General features: G+C 32.1%; 14 protein-coding genes. All 14 read left to right on the forward strand.

From position 1 onward, the window contains the following. Positions 1–36 precede the first annotated feature (36 nt). Complete coding sequence (locus tag B0A58_RS01005; protein ID WP_243389425.1) at positions 37–918, forward strand: TIR domain-containing protein; 882 nt, start codon at positions 37–39, stop codon at positions 916–918. 172 nt (positions 919–1,090) lie between these two features. Further along, positions 1,091–1,687 carry a hypothetical protein gene (locus B0A58_RS01010; RefSeq protein WP_089079497.1) on the forward strand — a complete coding sequence of 199 codons (597 nt, stop codon included), beginning with the start codon at positions 1,091–1,093 and terminating at the stop codon, positions 1,685–1,687. Between the two features lie 826 nt (positions 1,688–2,513). Further along, positions 2,514–2,993 (forward strand): DUF1648 domain-containing protein, encoded by a 480-nt coding sequence (locus tag B0A58_RS01020; RefSeq protein WP_089079499.1) that lies wholly within the window; start codon positions 2,514–2,516, stop codon positions 2,991–2,993. A 305-nt stretch (positions 2,994–3,298) separates the two neighbouring features. After that, positions 3,299–3,730 (forward strand): hypothetical protein, encoded by a 432-nt coding sequence (locus B0A58_RS01025; RefSeq protein ID WP_133063048.1) that lies wholly within the window; start codon positions 3,299–3,301, stop codon positions 3,728–3,730. Continuing rightward, entirely contained in the window at positions 3,708–4,424 is a 717-nt protein-coding gene (locus tag B0A58_RS01030; protein WP_307725760.1) for a spermidine synthase, read from the forward strand. Before B0A58_RS01025 ends, B0A58_RS01030 begins: the two co-directional genes overlap by 23 nt. A gap of 54 nt (positions 4,425–4,478) precedes the next feature. Continuing rightward, on the forward strand, positions 4,479–5,159 hold the full coding sequence (locus tag B0A58_RS01035; RefSeq protein ID WP_089079502.1) for a response regulator transcription factor: 681 nt from the start codon (positions 4,479–4,481) through the stop codon (positions 5,157–5,159). Beyond that, positions 5,156–6,523 carry a HAMP domain-containing sensor histidine kinase gene (locus tag B0A58_RS01040; protein WP_089079503.1) on the forward strand — a complete coding sequence of 456 codons (1,368 nt, stop codon included), beginning with the start codon at positions 5,156–5,158 and terminating at the stop codon, positions 6,521–6,523. Before B0A58_RS01035 ends, B0A58_RS01040 begins: the two co-directional genes overlap by 4 nt. Positions 6,524–6,603: 80 nt before the next feature. After that, positions 6,604–7,851 (forward strand): TolC family protein, encoded by a 1,248-nt coding sequence (locus B0A58_RS01045; RefSeq protein WP_089079504.1) that lies wholly within the window; start codon positions 6,604–6,606, stop codon positions 7,849–7,851. A gap of 10 nt (positions 7,852–7,861) precedes the next feature. Then, positions 7,862–8,944 carry an efflux RND transporter periplasmic adaptor subunit gene (locus B0A58_RS01050; protein ID WP_089079505.1) on the forward strand — a complete coding sequence of 361 codons (1,083 nt, stop codon included), beginning with the start codon at positions 7,862–7,864 and terminating at the stop codon, positions 8,942–8,944. A gap of 1 nt (position 8,945) precedes the next feature. Continuing rightward, entirely contained in the window at positions 8,946–10,208 is a 1,263-nt protein-coding gene (locus B0A58_RS01055; protein ID WP_089079506.1) for a carbohydrate porin, read from the forward strand. Between the two features lie 49 nt (positions 10,209–10,257). Further along, positions 10,258–13,356 (forward strand): efflux RND transporter permease subunit, encoded by a 3,099-nt coding sequence (locus B0A58_RS01060; protein ID WP_089079507.1) that lies wholly within the window; start codon positions 10,258–10,260, stop codon positions 13,354–13,356. A 526-nt stretch (positions 13,357–13,882) separates the two neighbouring features. Continuing rightward, on the forward strand, positions 13,883–14,869 hold the full coding sequence (gene pfkA, locus B0A58_RS01065; RefSeq protein ID WP_014084275.1) for a 6-phosphofructokinase: 987 nt from the start codon (positions 13,883–13,885) through the stop codon (positions 14,867–14,869). A 46-nt stretch (positions 14,870–14,915) separates the two neighbouring features. Beyond that, complete coding sequence (gene gap, locus B0A58_RS01070) at positions 14,916–15,920, forward strand: type I glyceraldehyde-3-phosphate dehydrogenase (protein ID WP_014084274.1); 1,005 nt, start codon at positions 14,916–14,918, stop codon at positions 15,918–15,920. Positions 15,921–16,142: 222 nt separating this feature from the next. Further along, a complete protein-coding gene (locus tag B0A58_RS01075; RefSeq protein WP_089079508.1) occupies positions 16,143–16,994 on the forward strand; it encodes an N-acetylglucosamine kinase in 852 nt (283 codons plus the stop codon). Positions 16,995–17,160: the final 166 nt, after the last annotated feature.

Below are 17,160 nucleotides of genomic sequence, written 5' to 3' on the forward strand. Positions count from 1 at the left end.
GCACAATATTACCCGAAAAAACGAAAAACAACATAAATGGCAAAACGAACAACAAATCCACAACAAATTGAACCGACAATTTTAGTAAAATCAAAATCAACATTCAAAAATGAAATTGAAGATAGAATAAACAAAGGTGAAGAAATTTTAAAAAGCACAATTCAATCCGAATCTGACTTTATAAATATCAAAAAGGAATACTCTTTATGGACAGATTATAATCTTGAATTACTTAAACAATCATTTAATATTCCAACAAACGAATATAGAAAAAGCTATGATAATGCTGGAGAATGGAATGGTTTTATGGTTGTTTCAACAATGGATTCTAGAACCAGTATTGGCGAAGAAGTTCAAAAATTTACTAGTAAATTTAAAACCAAAATTGATAATTTATCAAAGCTATATCAAAAAATTGATTTGCTTAAATCTAGCGAACCCGAAATACAACAAATTGAAAGTGCCAAAGTTGAGTTAGATATGAATCAAGTGTTCATAGTTCACGGACACGACGAATTAGCACAATCCGAAACCGCAAGGTTTGTTTCAAAATTAGGGTTTGAACCAATAATTCTTCACGAACAAGCAAGTTCAGGAAAAACTATAATTGAAAAAATTGAAGAATATACAAATGTTGGTTTTGGTATTGTTCTTTATACTCCTTGCGATTTAGGAGCAAAAAAAGGAGATGAAGAACATTTAAAAAGTAGAGCAAGACAAAATGTTGTATTTGAACACGGATATTTAATTGGCAAAATCGGAAGAGAAAATGTATGTGCATTAGTAAAAGGAAATATAGAAACACCAAATGACATATCAGGCGTTGTTTATGTTTCAATGGACGGAAATTGGAAATTAGATTTAGCCAAAGAATTGAGAAATAGCGGTTATAAAGTAGATATGAATTTAGTAATTTAACAATAAATACTGTGCCTAACAGCAGTTTGCAGAAATGGCGGGTTTAGAGCTAAAAGTAAACTTTGTGCATCAAAGAAAGTTAAGTGCTAAAATGAAGCATCAGTTTTCAAAAACCGCCACTTCATAAATATGTAAAACGTTATGTGCCATATTAGAAAAAACCGACAAAACTATGCTAGCAGTTCATTGGACACCAGTAGGTAAGACAAAAAATATTCTAAAAAACGGAATTACAAAATCAAAGAAAGGACTTTACTGCTTTCCTTTGACAGGACACAAATCATTGGATAAATGGTGGATTTATTTTTTTAATCAATGTAGTGTTAGGCAAAGAAAAAAATACAATGGTGTTGTTTTTAGAATTAAACAAAGTGATTTGCCTGCATATTTTGGACATTGGATAAGTGCAACAAATAAAGACAACTTCAAAAAAGAAATAACGAATTTAAAAGAACTTGGAAAAGAGTTCAAACAAACAATTATATGGAGACTTGGTGAAGAACTTGCAGAAAAAGAAAATATTGGAAAAGACATTTTTGATCACGAAAAAAGGACAGAACTATATTTAGAACTCGTTGAAAAGGAACTTGAAAAAAATCCAAGTGTTTTAAATGAAAAACTAAATGACCTTGATTTTATGACTTATTCACTAGAAGACTATCAAATTGTATTATCTAATTCAATTACAGCAGACAGAATAATAAAATTAATTCCTCAAGGTGATGAATTTGGACGCATAACAAGACTAAAGAAAAAATACGGCACATAACAGCTAGCCTCTCGTTGCGGCTGAAAGACGTGCAATGAATTGTAATCAACGAATACCTATAAAAAATATAGTTAATTAGTTAAACTCGTGTTGAACGTAAACAATTACATTCAAACCCCTTATGGGTTTATCGAAAAGTTTTTTGTTTGCATTTCAAGAGAATTTAGTTCCTCTTTTTTTATGAAAATTTGTAAATAAATGCTATTTTATTTCAATTTTTTTTATTATTTTTGGAAAATATTTAACGGCAGTTTTTTCACAGACTTACGTTAGTGGCTAGTTTGCCAAAAAAACGCATAAAACAGAAATTATTATTTTTTCCTATCTGCATTTTTTTCCTCATGAGCATTGTCCCAAACAGTTTTACAAATGGATAGAAATAACGATGTTTACTATGTTTTTTGTAAAGTAAATGGAATTCCACTAAATTTCATATTTAATATGGGGTCATCTGATGTGTCTATATCTTTGACGGAAGCATCATTTATGATAAGAATGGATTTCTTAAAAATGAAGATCTCGGAAAGAATGTATATTATAGAGTCGCAAATGGAACTTCTGCTAAAGGAACAAAACTAAACATTACAGAAATTGAACTTGGAGGCTAAAAGTTATTTAATATACAAGCATCCATAGTTCATGAAACAAATGCACCACACCTCTGTGGTTGTTTTTATATAAAAAAACATGATTAAAAATTAAAACCAATTTGTGTGATACTGTCCAAAAAATTATTCTTAAATTCGTAAGTTTAAAAATTGACGCATCATTTGTTATAAAATGCTATAATCAAATCATGTAAAGATTAATTTTGAAACTAATTAAAATGAAGAATCAATTTAAAATAACATCAAAACTAAACCCAACCGAACAAATGATTGAAGTTTTGGGTTTTATTCTCTTATTGGCTTATTGTAGTACAATTTATATTTCATATCATAAATTACCAGCTAAAATCCCAATTCATTATAATATAAAAGGCGAAATAGACCATTATGGTTCAAAAAATACAATCTTTATATTGCCATTTATAGCTATTTTACTATATATTTTGCCTTTAATTTTAAATAAAAAAAATAAGGATAAAGATTTAGATACTTTTGAAAATGATGTAAATATTGATAAATTAGTAAGATTTGTTAAAATAATAATCATCATTATATTTTTTTCAATTGATTATTTTACAATTGAATCAGCCTTGGGAAAATCACAAGGGCTTGGTAAGTGGTTTTTGATGATAATGTGTGGGATTTTATTAATTCCTATTGTATATTTTGGTTATAAAAGCTATTTAAAATTCAAATAAAAAAGAATTTAATTGTTAAATAAAATATTATTGTAATAATAATTTTTAATTATTAAAAAAATAACTTTCAAAAAAAGTATTTTCCATTCGTTAAAAACATAAAAATGAATAAGTTCATGAATTTGATACATAAAACAAACAATACATTCATTTTGTACCCTATATATTTTCTTTTCTTTTTTTTACATCATTTGGCTATATCGCAAGTAAAAAAAAATAATTACCCTAATTTTGATGAAAATGCTAATTGTATCAAAAAAAGGCATATCAAATTTGACGATCGAAAAAAAATTTTCCCATACAACATGGCAGTTGAAATTTTAATTGTTTCATTTCAAAATAAAAATAAAAATGAATTCGTGGGTAAGGAAATGATTAATTATTTTAATTCAATAAAAGTAGCTCAAGAAATAATTAACGAGAATGATTTTTTGGAATTAAAATATCTAACTAGTAAACAAATTGAGGCACTTACAGATGTTATTTTTAATTATGGATACCAATCAAAATTTTATAGTATTGAGGATATGAAATGTTATAATCCAAGAAATGCTATCTTATTTTTAGACAAAAATAAGATAATAATTGGTTATATTGAAATTTGTTTCAGTTGCAAGCATCTAAGATCTAGTAACGTAAATATTAATTTTGGCACATATTGCAAACAAAAATTTGATATAATTAAAAAAATTTTTGAAGAAAGTGGTATAAAATATGGAATTACGGAAGAAGAATAATTATAATAAAATATATAAAACGATGTTCAAAAAAATAGCAAGTTATTTATTTCCAATCAAAGTTTGGGAAGAACGTTCAGCAATTAGCAAAACACTCGAGGTTACTTGGAACAATGGCACATTGGTTTTAGATTCAAAAAATGCTAATTATTCTTATGGTAGTTTGCAAAGGATTTTAAAAAAAGGATTGAAAGTAATTGGTTATCAAACGATTCATGAAATGAATCAAATTTTGTTGTTGGGCGTTGCAGGGGGCTCAGTCATTAAAACGTTGGTGGACGAAGTGGGGTATAAGGGTTGCATTACGGGCGTAGAAATAGATGAAAAAGTGATTCAATTATCTGAAAAATATTTTAAATTAAGCCAATACCATAATTTAAAACTCGAATTGGCCGATGCGTCTGTATTTATACAAAAAAAACAATGGTCTTATGATTTGATTATCATTGATGTTTTTCATGATTTGGAAATGCCTTCTTTTTTATTTGAACATCAATTTTGGAATAATGTAAAAGACGCCTTAAATAGCAACGGATATGTAGTGTTCAACACCATTGTTTTGCATGACATACATCAAAAAAGGAACCAATCCTTAGCCAATTATTGGGAACAACATTTTGAGCCAATTCAAAAAATAGCAAAGCTCGAAAAGTACAATGAATTGTTTATTTTAAAGAAAAAATTTAATAATTGATAGCTCATTTGATACCTTTTTTTGATTTACCTTTGCCTTTCAAAACAAATTCAAATGAAAATACTTTTGTTAGAAGACGACTTTGTGTTGTCTAAATTAATCGTTGATTTTTTTAACCAAAAAAATTTTAATTGCGATCCTTATTATGATGGAAGTTTGTTGATTCAAAAATATAAATCAGAAAAATACGATTTAATTGTTTTGGATATTAATGTACCCGGCAAGAATGGAATAGCCGTTTGCAAAGCTATTAGAGAGCAAGATAAGAAAACACCTATTATTATGCTTACTGCATTTAGCGAAATTGAGGATAAATTAGCTTCGTTTGAAAACGGAGCAGATGATTATTTAATTAAACCTTTTCATTTTGATGAACTCTTTGCAAGAGTCAATTCGTTATTAAGAAGAAAAGAAGTACCACAAACTGAACAAAAACTTAAACTTATTGATGATTTAGAAATAAATATTTCTGAAATGAAAGTTTTTAGAAATAAAATAGAGGTTAAACTTACACCAAAAGAATATAATTTATTATTAATTTTGGCCAATGCGGAAGGTAAAGTAGTAACAAAGCAAATAATTGCCGATAAACTTTGGGATTACCACATTGAAACTAATCAGAATACAATTGAAGTTTATATTAATTTTTTAAGAAAAAAAATTGATAAAGACCATAAAATTAAATTAATACATACTAAAATTGGATATGGATATTATTTAAAAATTGAAGAATGAATTTAAAAAATCGAATTTCGTTTTTAGTAAGTTGGTTGTTTACAGTATTATTTAGGCTAGCATCTACTTTTATTTTTGTATTGTATTCCAATTTTCGAAAAGAAGAATTTAGAGATAGGCTCGAAATCAGGGCTTTATCTAGTATAAAATTGTTGATGAATGTCAAAGAAGTAGATCATGAATTGATGAAAACTATTGACGAAAATTCGATAAATAGTTTGTATGACGAGCGCACTTTGATATTTGACAGCCATCTAAAATTGATTTTTAGTAATATTGAAGGGAAAACCATCAAATGGTCTATTAATGATTTGAATTATCTAAAAAAGCACAAATCATTTTTTAAAAAGAAAGGTGAATATGAATATTTTGGTGTTAATTATAAGACAAATACAACAAATTATTATGTATTGATTTCGGCAACAGATAAATTTGGCGCTAGAAAAGTGGATTATTTGCGGTATGTGTTACTTATATCTTATCTAGTTTTTACGGTAGTTTGTTGGTTTTTAACTTCCTTTATGGTTAAAAAAGCCATTAACCCATTATGGGAGTTTCATCAAAATATAAAAAATATCAACGAAAATAATTTAGATACAAGACTATTGGTTTCCAAGAAAAAAACTCAAAATGAAATAGATTTATTAGCTACTGAATTTAATTTTATGATGGATAGGATTCAGCTGTCTTATCAAAAACAAAAAGAATTTACTGCTCACGCATCACACGAGTTGCGAACGCCTTTGTCTAGGGTAACATCGCAGCTCGAGAATAGAATTTCAAATAATGAATTTTTGCAAAAAGACACTACTTTTTTGAAAACTATTCTTAATGATGTTAATCAAATTACAGAATTGATTCATTCATTATTGATACTTTCAAAATTAGATACCAATAAAAGTAACAACTTGGATTTTTGTAGAATAGATGAAATATTGTATGCATCGATTGAAAAAACCAACAAAATGTACCCCAATTTTAGCATTTCGTTAGATATGGTAGAAAGTACTAATTTAGAACAATTTTTGGAAATTAAGGGTAATAAATCACTTTTGGAAATTGCATTAATTAATATTTTGAAAAATGCCTGTATTTATTCTACAAACAAACAAGCTTTTGTGAAAATTGAAACCATCGAAAACGAGTTGATTGTATCGGTTTCCAATTATGGTAAAACATTAAATTCCGACGAGCAAAAACAACTTTTTACGCCATTTATGCGTGGTGCCAATTCAAATGGCACAAATGGTTTTGGACTTGGATTACGAATTGTAAAACGTATTTTGCACCTCCATCATGCCGATGTTTATTATCGGTCGCCTTCGGATAATTGTAATGTTTTTGACATAAAATTTTATTTTTAAGTTTTTTTTAAGTCTCATTTTAAGGAAGTTTAAAGTACAATATGTAAACCTTTGTATGCTAAAAAAAATAAGCAAACAAAATGAAAAAATATTGGATTTTACTTTTTATGATATGGGGTAAAACAGTGGTTTTTGCCCAAAAAAATTATACATTGCAGGATTGTGAGGGGCTATTTTTGAAAAATAACCTTATATTATTGGCATCTCATTTCAATATTGAGGCATCTAAAGCCATGACAATGCAAGCCAAGATATGGGACAATCCCGTAATTTCTGGTGATTTGAATGTATATAATCCCGAAGCTCAAAAATATTGGGACGTTGGAACACAAGGAGCAAAATCTTTTGGAATATCTCAAATTATTTATTTGGGTGGTAAAAAACGAAATGAAGTTAAATTATCCAAAATCAACGAACAAATAGCCGAGTTGGAATTTGCAGATTTGTTAAGAAATTTAAAATTTCAATTGCGAAACAGTTTTTTTGATGTTTATTATAACAATAAAACATTAGAAACTACTGAAAAACAAATGGTTAAACTCAAAGAATTGATAAATTCCTATGATGTACAAACGCAAAAAGGAAATGTAGCTTTGAAAGAGTTGGTTCGATTAGAGGCTTTGTATTTGAATTTTAAAAATGAACGTTTGGATTTGATAGAACAAAACTTAGAAGCTCAATCCAATTTAAGATTGTTACTTTCTGAAAATGAGGATGTTATTCCTGTTTTGAATCCTTCAGATGTTGATAAATATAATAAAGACTTAATTTTTGATGCTACACATTTAGAAAAACAAGCATTTGAAAACCGACCTGATTATTTGATTAAACAAAAAGAGATTGAAGCCAACGAATTGAATATCAAATTTCAAAAATCATTAGCCATTCCCGATATAACATTAGGAGCTTCTTATACCCAAAGAGGCGGGGCGTTTGACAATCAAAAAAACGTCAATTTCTCGATTCCTTTACCACTTTGGAATAAAAATAAAGGGAATATCCAACTTTCTAAAACCATTTTAGAACAATCAAAAGCCGAAATAACTGCATTAGACTTTCAATTGAAAAATGAAATTACATCCAGTTGGAAAGAATGGCACGAAGCCAAAAGCAACTTTATGGAATTGAAACCCACAATTTATCAAGATTTAGAATTGGTGTATAAAGGAATTTTAGATAATTTCCAAAAAAGGAATATAAGTTTGTTAGAATTTACTGATTTTATGGAAAGTTTCAATCAAGCTAACATCCAATATAACGACATGAAGAAAAAAGTGGTTATTACAGGCGAAAAGTTAAATAATACTGTGAACAAAGAATTGTTTTAAATTAAAAAAAATGAAAAATACTATTTTTATCCTATTAGCAACAGTTACATTGATGGTAAGTTGCAAAAAAGAAGTTGAAAAAACAGAAGTGGCATCGGCATTTGTATTAAGCGATAGTATGTTGAAAACCACCACAACAGCATTGGCAACTACTCAGGATTTGAAAAATGAATTGAGTTTTTATGGTAAAATAACTGCCGATAATAATAAAGCAATAGATGTTTATCCTCTTGTTGGTGGAAATGTGTTGCGTGTACATGTAGAATTAGGTGATTACGTACACAAAGGACAGGTTTTAGCTGTAATAAAAAGTGCAGATATTGCCGATTTTGAAAAGCAAATGACCGATGCCAAAACCGATTTGGTAGTGGCAAAAAATAATTTGAAAGTAGTTCAAGAACTTTTTGAAGGAAAATTAAACGCCGAAAGAGATGTTTTAGAAGCTAAAAGTCAAGTAGATAAAGCCCTTTCTCAATTACATCGCATTCAAGAAACATATCAAATATACAGTATCAAGTCAGGGTCGTTATATGAAGTGAAAGCTCCAATAAGTGGTTTTATTATTCAGAAAAATATCAATCAAGATATGCTTTTGAGAAACGACCGTAGCGATAACATCTTTGATATAGCTGAAATAAGTAACGTTTGGGCCATTGCCAATGTTAATGAAGGTGATATAGAAAAAGTAAAATTGGGTCAATCAGCTTCTGTAACAACGTTGAGTTACCCTGACAAAGTTTTTTCGGGCAAAATAGATAAAATTTTCAACGTTATAGACCCTCAAACAAAAGCAATGAATGCTAGAGTAATTTTAGATAACAAAGGATTTTTATTGAAGCCAGACATGAATGCAACCATCAAATTATCTTTTTCTGAAGGTCAAAAGATGATTGCTGTGCCAAGTTCGGCTATTGTTTTTGATAAAAGTAAAAATTTTGTTATGATTTTTAAAGACCGAAACAATATCGAAACCCGACAAGTTGAAGTTTATAGACAAGTTGGCGATGTAACATATATTACGAGTGGTTTATCTGAAAACGAAAAAGTAATCACAGCCAATCAATTATTTATTTACGATGCTTTAAACGACTAACATGAAAATCAAAATTACTTTTTTATTAACATGTTTTGGCTGTTTTGCAAGTATCTTGGCCCAGCAACAACAGGACAGTATTGAAGGGTACAGTTTGAAATTTCAAATGACTTCTATATACCAATGGCACCCAGAATTTGCGGCAAAATACAGCGGACAAAACAGTATGTTGTCTGAAGAGCAAAGGGCTTTGTCGCTTACTTCTACATTGTTTTTGGATGTACCTCTTTGGAAAGGGGCAACATTTACATTCAATCCTGAAATGTCTGGCGGCGAAGGACTATCCACTGCAAAAGGTCTTGGTGGTTTTCCAAATGGCGAAACGTTTAGAATTGGCGATCATAAACCTGTTGTGTATATGGCCAGAATGCTAATCGAACAAGCATTTGAATTTAAAAATAAGGCACGCTTAACAGTGGTTTTTGGAAAATTTGGTTTGGCCGATTATTTTGATACCAATACTTATTCGCACGACCCTCGAACCCAATTTTTAAATTGGTCTCTCATGACGCACGGAGCTTGGGACTATGCAGCCAATACACGTGGTTATACAGATGGATTATATGCCAATTACCAATGGCACCAATGGCAATTTAGGACTTCTATTTCGGCATTGCCAACCAATGCAAATGGACCCAATTTGTATTTTAGTTTTGACAAATCGTATGCTATCAATACTGAAATAGAAAGAATAGTAGTTTTTAAAAATAATGATTGGGGGGTAATAAAGTGCATTGGTTACCGAAATTTAGCAAATATGGGCAGCTACCAACAAGCAAATAATGTTGGACAAACCCCCGATATAACCGCTGTAAGACAAGAAGGTAGAACCAAGTATGGTATAGGGCTTAATGCTGAATACACCCATCAAGAGTCGTGGGGCATTTTTGGAAGAGCCAGCTATAATGATGGCAAAAACGAAACTTGGGCTTTTACGGAAATAGATCAATCTGCCTCTATTGGTTTAAGTATCAAAGGTAAAAATTGGAATAGAAATCAAGATTTTGCTGGAATTGCTTTGGTTGCCAATGGATTGTCCAAAGTACATCAAGAATACCAACGACTAGGAGGAAACGGATTTATGATTGGAGATGGAACTATAAATTATGGAAGCGAGAAAATATTAGAAGCATTTTATGCTTTTGCGGTTCCAAAGTCTAATATTACTTTAACTCCTGATTATCAGTTTGCTATCAATCCAGGTTACAATAAAGACAGAGGACCAATTTCTTTTTTAGCCTTGAGGTTTCATGTTGAATTTTAAGAAAAAAAATATTATTTATATTAATATATAATAAAATAATTGCAAAAAAATGAATAAATTTATTAGAGGCATTATCGCTTTTTCATTAAAAAATAAAGCATTTACCTTTTTTTGGGTAGGATTGCTTACACTTTCGGGCTTTATTGCCTTTAAAAATATGCCTATTGAGGCTTTTCCAGATGTTACCAATACTCAAATCATTATTGTAAATCAATGGAACGGCAGAAGTGCCGAAGAAATAGAACGATTTGTTACTTCGCCTATTGAAATTGCCATGAACTCCGTACAGAAAAAAACGTCTGTTCGAAGTATCACCATGTTTGGACTTTCTGTAATTAAAATTATTTTTGACGACGGCGTAGATGATGCATTTGCCAGACAGCAAGTAAATAATTTATTAAAAAACGTTACTTTACCCGAAGGAGTAGAAGTAGATGTGCAGCCCCCTTATGGACCAACAGGAGAAATTTTTAGATATGTTTTGAAAAGTAAAAACAGAGATTCAAAAGATTTACTTACCATTCAATCTTGGACAATAGATAGACAATTGAGAGCCGTTCCTGGTGTTGCAGATTTGGTTGCTTTTGGCGGACAAGAAAAAACTTATGAAATCGGTGTCGATCCCGTAAAATTATCCAAATACAATATTACTCCTTTGCAAGTTTATAAAGCGGTGAGCGAAAGTAATTTGAACGTTGGGGGAGATGTTATCGAAAAAAACGGTCAGGCTTATGTAGTAAGAGGTGTTGGATTATTAAAAAGTATTTCGGATATAGAAAATATTATTGTTGATGATGCCAATGGAAATCCAATTCTAGTAAAAAATTTGGCAAATGTTATAGAAAGTGCCATGCCAAGAGTTGGACAGGTGGGACTAAACGATAATGATGATATTGTTGAAGGCATCATTGTGATGCGAAAAGGCGAAAATGCTAAAGAAGTTTTGGCATTAGTTAAAGCTAAAATTGAACAATTAAACAATGGTATATTGCCAAGTGATGTAAAAATGGAAACTTTTTATGACAGAGATCGCTTGATGAATTTTACTACAGAAACTGTGATGCACAATTTATTTGAAGGCATAATATTGGTAACCTGTATTGTATTTTTATTTATGGCCGATTGGAGAACTACTTTTACGGTTTCCATCGTTATTCCGTTGTCGTTGTTATTTGCTTTTTTATGCTTAAAAATGATGGGAATGAGTGCCAATTTGCTTAGTTTGGGTGCTGTCGATTTCGGTATTATTATTGATGGTGCCGTTGTGATGGTTGAAGGATTGTTTGTTGTTTTAGATCATAAAGCCCATGCCGTTGGTATGGAAAAATACAACAAATTGGCTATTGGAAGCATGATTAAAAAAACAGGAACCGAAATGGGAAAATCCATTTTCTTTTCTAAATTAATTATCATTACGGCACTTTTGCCAATATTCTCTTTTCAAAAAGTTGAAGGCAAAATGTTTTCGCCTTTGGCTTATACTCTAGGTTTTGCTTTGATGGGAGCCTTAATTTTTACTTTAACATTAGTTCCCGTATTATCTCATATTTTATTAAATAAAAATGTAGTCGAAAAAAACAATCCTTTTGTTAATTTTTGGGATAAAATAGTTGGCAAAGGTTTTCAATGGACTTTCAAACATAAAGTCAAATCTTTGGTTATTTCTTTGGCAATAATGGTACTTGTATTTTTTTCGGCAGGTTTTCTTGGCACCGAATTTTTACCTCAATTAAACGAAGGTGCCTTGTGGGTAGAAGCTAAACTGCCAATGAGTTCGAGCTTAAATCAAACCGTAAAAACAACGGCTATTTTACGTAAAGATTTACAATCTTTTCCTGAAGTAATAGGTGTGCTTTCGCAAGTCGGAAGAAGTAATGACGGAACTGATCCTAGTGGGTTTTATTACGTTCAAATGCAAGTCAATTTAAAACCAAAAGAAGAATGGACACGTAACATTTCTATGGATGAATTAGTAGATCAAATGGACAAAAAGCTGAAAGTACATCAAGGCATTGGCTACAATTATTCGCAGCCTATCATTGATAATGTAGCAGAAGCTGTTGCAGGAATTAATGCGTCTAATGCCGTTAAAATTTATGGAGACGATTTAGATAAACTAGACGAATTGGCCAATAAAGTAATTGACAAAATAAAAAATGTGCCTGGTATCAAAGATGTGGGGATTCTGCGTAATGTGGGACAGCCAGAGTTGAGTGTTGTTTTGGACAGACAAAAAATGGCTGCTTATGGTGTTACTCTTGCCGATGCTCAAGCTGTTTTGGAACTTGCTTTTGGCGGAAAAACTGCAACAGAAAAGTTTGAAGGCGAAAAAAAGTTTGCAGTTAGAGTTCGATTTGGAAAAGAATACAGAAAAGATGAAAAAGATATTGCCGATTTGAAAGTACCAACTTTAAGTGGAGCTAAAATTCCAATTAAAGAAATTTGTGATATCAAAAACATTACAGGCCCCGCTTTTATATACAGAGACAATACCAAACGTTTTATCGGAGTAAAATTTTCTGTTCGAGACCGTGATTTAGGTAGTACTATTGCCGAAGCACAATCAAAGGTGGACAAATTAAAGTTACCAACAGGTTACACCGTTGGTTGGACTGGAGAATTTGAAAACCAAGTTCGAGCCAGTGCCCGTTTAGGCCAAGTGGTACCTATTAGTTTAATTGGTATTTTTGTCTTGCTCTTTATCTTGTTTGGCAACATCAAAGATTCGTTATTGGTTTTAGCAAATGTGCCTTTTGCTATCATTGGTGGTATTATTGCATTGCATCTTACAGGTATGAATTTTGGAATTTCGGCAGGGGTAGGATTCATAGCTTTGTTGGGTATTTGTATTCAAAATGGTGTGATTCTGATTACAGAGTTTCACAATAATCTAAAAGCCAAACATACACTAGACGAATCCATATATCTGGGCGTAAAATCCAGAACAAGAGCAGTAGTTATGACTGCATTAATGGCTTCTATCGGTTTGATGCCAGCAGCAATTTCGTCGGGAATTGGCTCCGAATCGCAAAAGCCTTTGGCTATTGTAATCATTGGCGGATTGGTTACTGCAACAGTTTTGACTTTATTGGTTTTCCCTATTATATTCTGGATTTTTAACAGAAAAAAACATGCTCCAATAGAGTAAGGTTAAGTATTTATGATAATTTAGTTAGTAGAAAAACTGTTCTTGTAAAGGAACAGTTTTTTTTTGAAAAATAGATCCTGCTCCCTTCAATTCATTTTACACACTTTTTTGGAGTGTTTGGCATAAATCAAACAACAACTATAATTCTTATATTTTGGGCGTTCCCCAAGGGTCGGGCTATCCATTGCAAACAACGTTCATCGAACTCCAAAATAAATATAATATTGTGAACCAATAATCCCTTTTTGTTTTTTCTTTAAAAAACAAAAAAGGATTTCCACTACTATCCCTAACGAAAAATACGGTAAAAAACAACATTCAGCTATTTTTTTTATATTTCAAAAATTCAAATCTACTACAACGTTTGCATCATCACTCAAAATTAAAATATTACGCATAAAACCCCTTCATTATTGAAAACTTATTAACGAAAACGTTTGAATTTTGATGAATATCTAAAAATAATTAAAAATACGTTCGTAAAATGATTCATGTTTGTTAATTTTACAACTTTAAAATTCAAAATATGTCAAATACAATTAAAAAGATAGGCGTTTTAACATCGGGTGGAGATTCACCAGGCATGAATGCTGCCATCCGATCGGTTGTTAGAACTTGTGCATTTCATGATATTGAATGTATTGGAATATACAGAGGCTATCAAGGTATGATTGAAGGCGATTTTAAAGAAATGGGACCTCGTTCTGTAAACAACATCGTAAACAAAGGGGGTACTATATTAAAATCTGCACGCTCAAAAGAATTTATGACCGTTGAAGGACGAAAAAAAGCGTATGACCACCTCAAAGCCGCAGGTGTTGATGCCCTTGTTGTAATTGGTGGCGATGGAAGTTTTACAGGGGCCGAAGTTTTTAATGCAGAATATGGCTTTCCTGTAATGGGAATTCCAGGAACTATCGACAATGATATTTTTGGAACCAGCCATACTTTAGGATACGACACCGCACTCAACACCGTTATCGAAGTAATCGACAAAATTAGAGATACAGCAAGTTCTCATAACCGTTTGTTTTTTGTCGAAGTTATGGGTAGAGATGCTGGCCATATTGCCCTAAATGCAGGTATTGGAGCTGGTGCCGAAGAAATACTTATTCCAGAAGAAGACTTAGGGCTAGAAAGGCTTTTAGAATCGCTACGCAAAAGTAAAGCCTCAGGAAAATCTTCGAGCATAGTAGTTATTGCCGAAGGCGACAAAATTGGAAAAAATGTTTTTGAACTCAAAGACTATGTCGAAGAAAATTTACCAGAATACGATGTAAGAGTTTCTGTACTCGGACACATGCAACGTGGCGGGTCGCCTTCGTGTTTTGATAGAGTCTTAGCCTCCAGACTGGGTGTCAAAGCTGTAGAATCCTTAATAGAAGGCAAATCAAACTTTATGGTGGGCATACTTTGCGACGCCGTTTGCCTAACGCCGCTCGAACAAGCCATCAAAGGACATTGCGAAATAGATAGAGAACTCCTTCGAGTATCAGACATCATGTCCACGTAATAAAATTAAAAACAAAATTGTAACGCAAACCTATAAACTAAAAAAAATGTCAAAAGTAAAATTAGGAATCAACGGTTTTGGCCGTATCGGACGTATCGTTTTCAGAGAAACTTTCAACAGAGACAATGTTGAAGTAGTAGCCATCAACGATTTATTAGAAGTAGATCACTTGGCTTATTTATTAAAATATGATTCAGTACACGGTCGATTTGCAGGAAAAGTTGAAGTAATAGACGGCAAACTTTTTGTAAACGACAAACACATCAGAATCACTGCCGAAAGAGACCCTGCCAACCTCAAATGGGACGAAGTAGGTGTAGATGTAGTAGCAGAATGTACAGGATTTTTTACAACAAAAGATACTGCCGCTGCCCACATTACTGGAGGTGCCAAAAAAGTAATCATTTCGGCCCCTTCTGCAGACGCTCCAATGTTTGTAATGGGCGTAAACCATACTACTGCAACCGCTCAAGATTTAGTAGTTTCAAACGCCTCTTGTACTACCAACTGCTTGGCTCCTTTAGCAAAAGTGATACACGACAATTTCGAAATAGTAGAAGGTTTGATGACAACAGTACATGCCACAACATCTACACAAATGACCAACGATGGTCCTTCTCGAAAAGATTTCCGTGGCGGTCGTTCTGCCTTGGTAAACATGATTCCTTCTAGCACAGGTGCTGCAAAAGCAGTAGGAAAAGTAATACCAGCACTCGATGGCAAACTTACTGGAATGTCTATGAGAGTACCCACCGCAGACGTATCTGTAGTAGATTTGACCGTAAAATTGGCCAAAGAAACTTCATACTCAGAAATCATGGCCGTACTAAAAAAAGCGTCTGAAACTACCATGAAAGGCATTTTGGGTTATACAAACGACGACGTAGTATCTCAAGATTTTGTTTCAGACTCTAGAACCTCTATCGTGGACGAAAAAGCAGGAATAGGACTCAACTCTACCTTTTTCAAAATCGTATCTTGGTACGACAACGAATACGGTTATTCTAGCAAATTAATCGATTTGGCAGTACACATTGCCGCAATACAATAACAATACAAAACAACAACAACCCGTTGATTATGAATCATTTGACGGGTTGTTTTTTTATTTGGAGCCAATCCCGCTATTCGCTATATCTTTTCTTTTTTTAAAGAAAAAAAAGAAAAGGATGCCGCTACTATCGGGGCTAAAAACCAATACTAGCAACAAACCAAAAAACAAGACAAACCAAAAATTAGTTTTCTACTAACTAAAAACTTAAAAAACAAAATTATGAAATTACTTGTAGATAGTGGCTCAACAAAAGCTGATTGGATAGCCATAGACGAAAACGGAAAGGTATTATACACCACCCAAACCCTCGGACTAAACCCCGAAGTTTTAGAAAAAGAAGAAATCATCCACCGACTCAATGACAAATTTGATATACTTCAAAACAAAGACAAAGCCTCGGCACTCTATTTTTATGGTGCAGGATGTGGCACCGATAGAATGAAAAACTTTTTGTCAGAAGTTTTTCAGGACTACTTTACAAACGCATCAGTACACGTGTACGAAGATACTTATGCAGCAGTTTTTGCAACCACCCCAAAAGACGAAAAAGCCATTGTAAGCATCCTTGGAACAGGATCCAATTGCAGCTATTTTGATGGCAAAATATTGCATCAAAAAGTACAATCGCTAGGCTATATTGCCATGGACGATTGTAGCGGAAACCGTTTTGGAAGACACCTCTTAAGAGGCTATTTCTTCAATAAAATGCCCACCGAATTGGCCAAAGAATTTGAAGAAGAATACAACGTAGATGCCGATTACGTAAAACACAATTTGTACAAAGAACCCAACCCCAACGCTTATTTGGCCACTTTTGCCAAATTTTTAATCAGAAACAAAGAAACAGATTTTTGCAAAAAATACATCAACCTAGAACTTGAAGATTTTGTAGAAAACTACATCATGCAATTCGACAATTGCAGAGAAGTACCTGTGCATTTTGTAGGATCAATAGCTTTCTACTTGAAAGACGAATTGGCAGAAATGCTTCACAAACACGGAATAAAATTAGGAACAGTATTAAGAAGACCCATAGACGGTTTGATCCAATACCACGTTTTGAATAAATAAATGTTATATTTTTTTTTTGAGGGCAAACACTTTTACTAAAGGTTTGCCCTTTTTTTTGCACCCAACAAACCCATACGGCTTCAAACTAAAAATCTGTTTCAAATGGGGCCTGCCGTATAATTCAACCTAAATTTATTCCAAATATATTTATAAAATTGTCCAAAGA

Origin of the sequence: Flavobacterium branchiophilum NBRC 15030 = ATCC 35035, from assembly GCF_002217205.1 — a bacterium.
Lineage (GTDB): Bacteria > Bacteroidota > Bacteroidia > Flavobacteriales > Flavobacteriaceae > Flavobacterium > Flavobacterium branchiophilum.

Bases quoted from the DNA above. Each gene is read 5' to 3' on its own strand.
- B0A58_RS01005 (WP_243389425.1), top strand. From the start codon at position 37: ATGGCAAAACGAACAACAAATCCACAACAAATTGAACCGACAATTTTA.
- B0A58_RS01010 (WP_089079497.1), top strand. From the start codon at position 1,091: ATGCTAGCAGTTCATTGGACACCAGTAGGTAAGACAAAAAATATTCTA.
- B0A58_RS01020 (WP_089079499.1), top strand. From the start codon at position 2,514: ATGAAGAATCAATTTAAAATAACATCAAAACTAAACCCAACCGAACAA.
- B0A58_RS01025 (WP_133063048.1), top strand. From the start codon at position 3,299: ATGGCAGTTGAAATTTTAATTGTTTCATTTCAAAATAAAAATAAAAAT.
- B0A58_RS01030 (WP_307725760.1), top strand. From the start codon at position 3,708: ATGGAATTACGGAAGAAGAATAATTATAATAAAATATATAAAACGATG.
- B0A58_RS01035 (WP_089079502.1), top strand. From the start codon at position 4,479: ATGAAAATACTTTTGTTAGAAGACGACTTTGTGTTGTCTAAATTAATC.
- B0A58_RS01040 (WP_089079503.1), top strand. From the start codon at position 5,156: ATGAATTTAAAAAATCGAATTTCGTTTTTAGTAAGTTGGTTGTTTACA.
- B0A58_RS01045 (WP_089079504.1), top strand. From the start codon at position 6,604: ATGAAAAAATATTGGATTTTACTTTTTATGATATGGGGTAAAACAGTG.
- B0A58_RS01050 (WP_089079505.1), top strand. From the start codon at position 7,862: ATGAAAAATACTATTTTTATCCTATTAGCAACAGTTACATTGATGGTA.
- B0A58_RS01055 (WP_089079506.1), top strand. From the start codon at position 8,946: ATGAAAATCAAAATTACTTTTTTATTAACATGTTTTGGCTGTTTTGCA.
- B0A58_RS01060 (WP_089079507.1), top strand. From the start codon at position 10,258: ATGAATAAATTTATTAGAGGCATTATCGCTTTTTCATTAAAAAATAAA.
- pfkA (WP_014084275.1), top strand. From the start codon at position 13,883: ATGTCAAATACAATTAAAAAGATAGGCGTTTTAACATCGGGTGGAGAT.
- gap (WP_014084274.1), top strand. From the start codon at position 14,916: ATGTCAAAAGTAAAATTAGGAATCAACGGTTTTGGCCGTATCGGACGT.
- B0A58_RS01075 (WP_089079508.1), top strand. From the start codon at position 16,143: ATGAAATTACTTGTAGATAGTGGCTCAACAAAAGCTGATTGGATAGCC.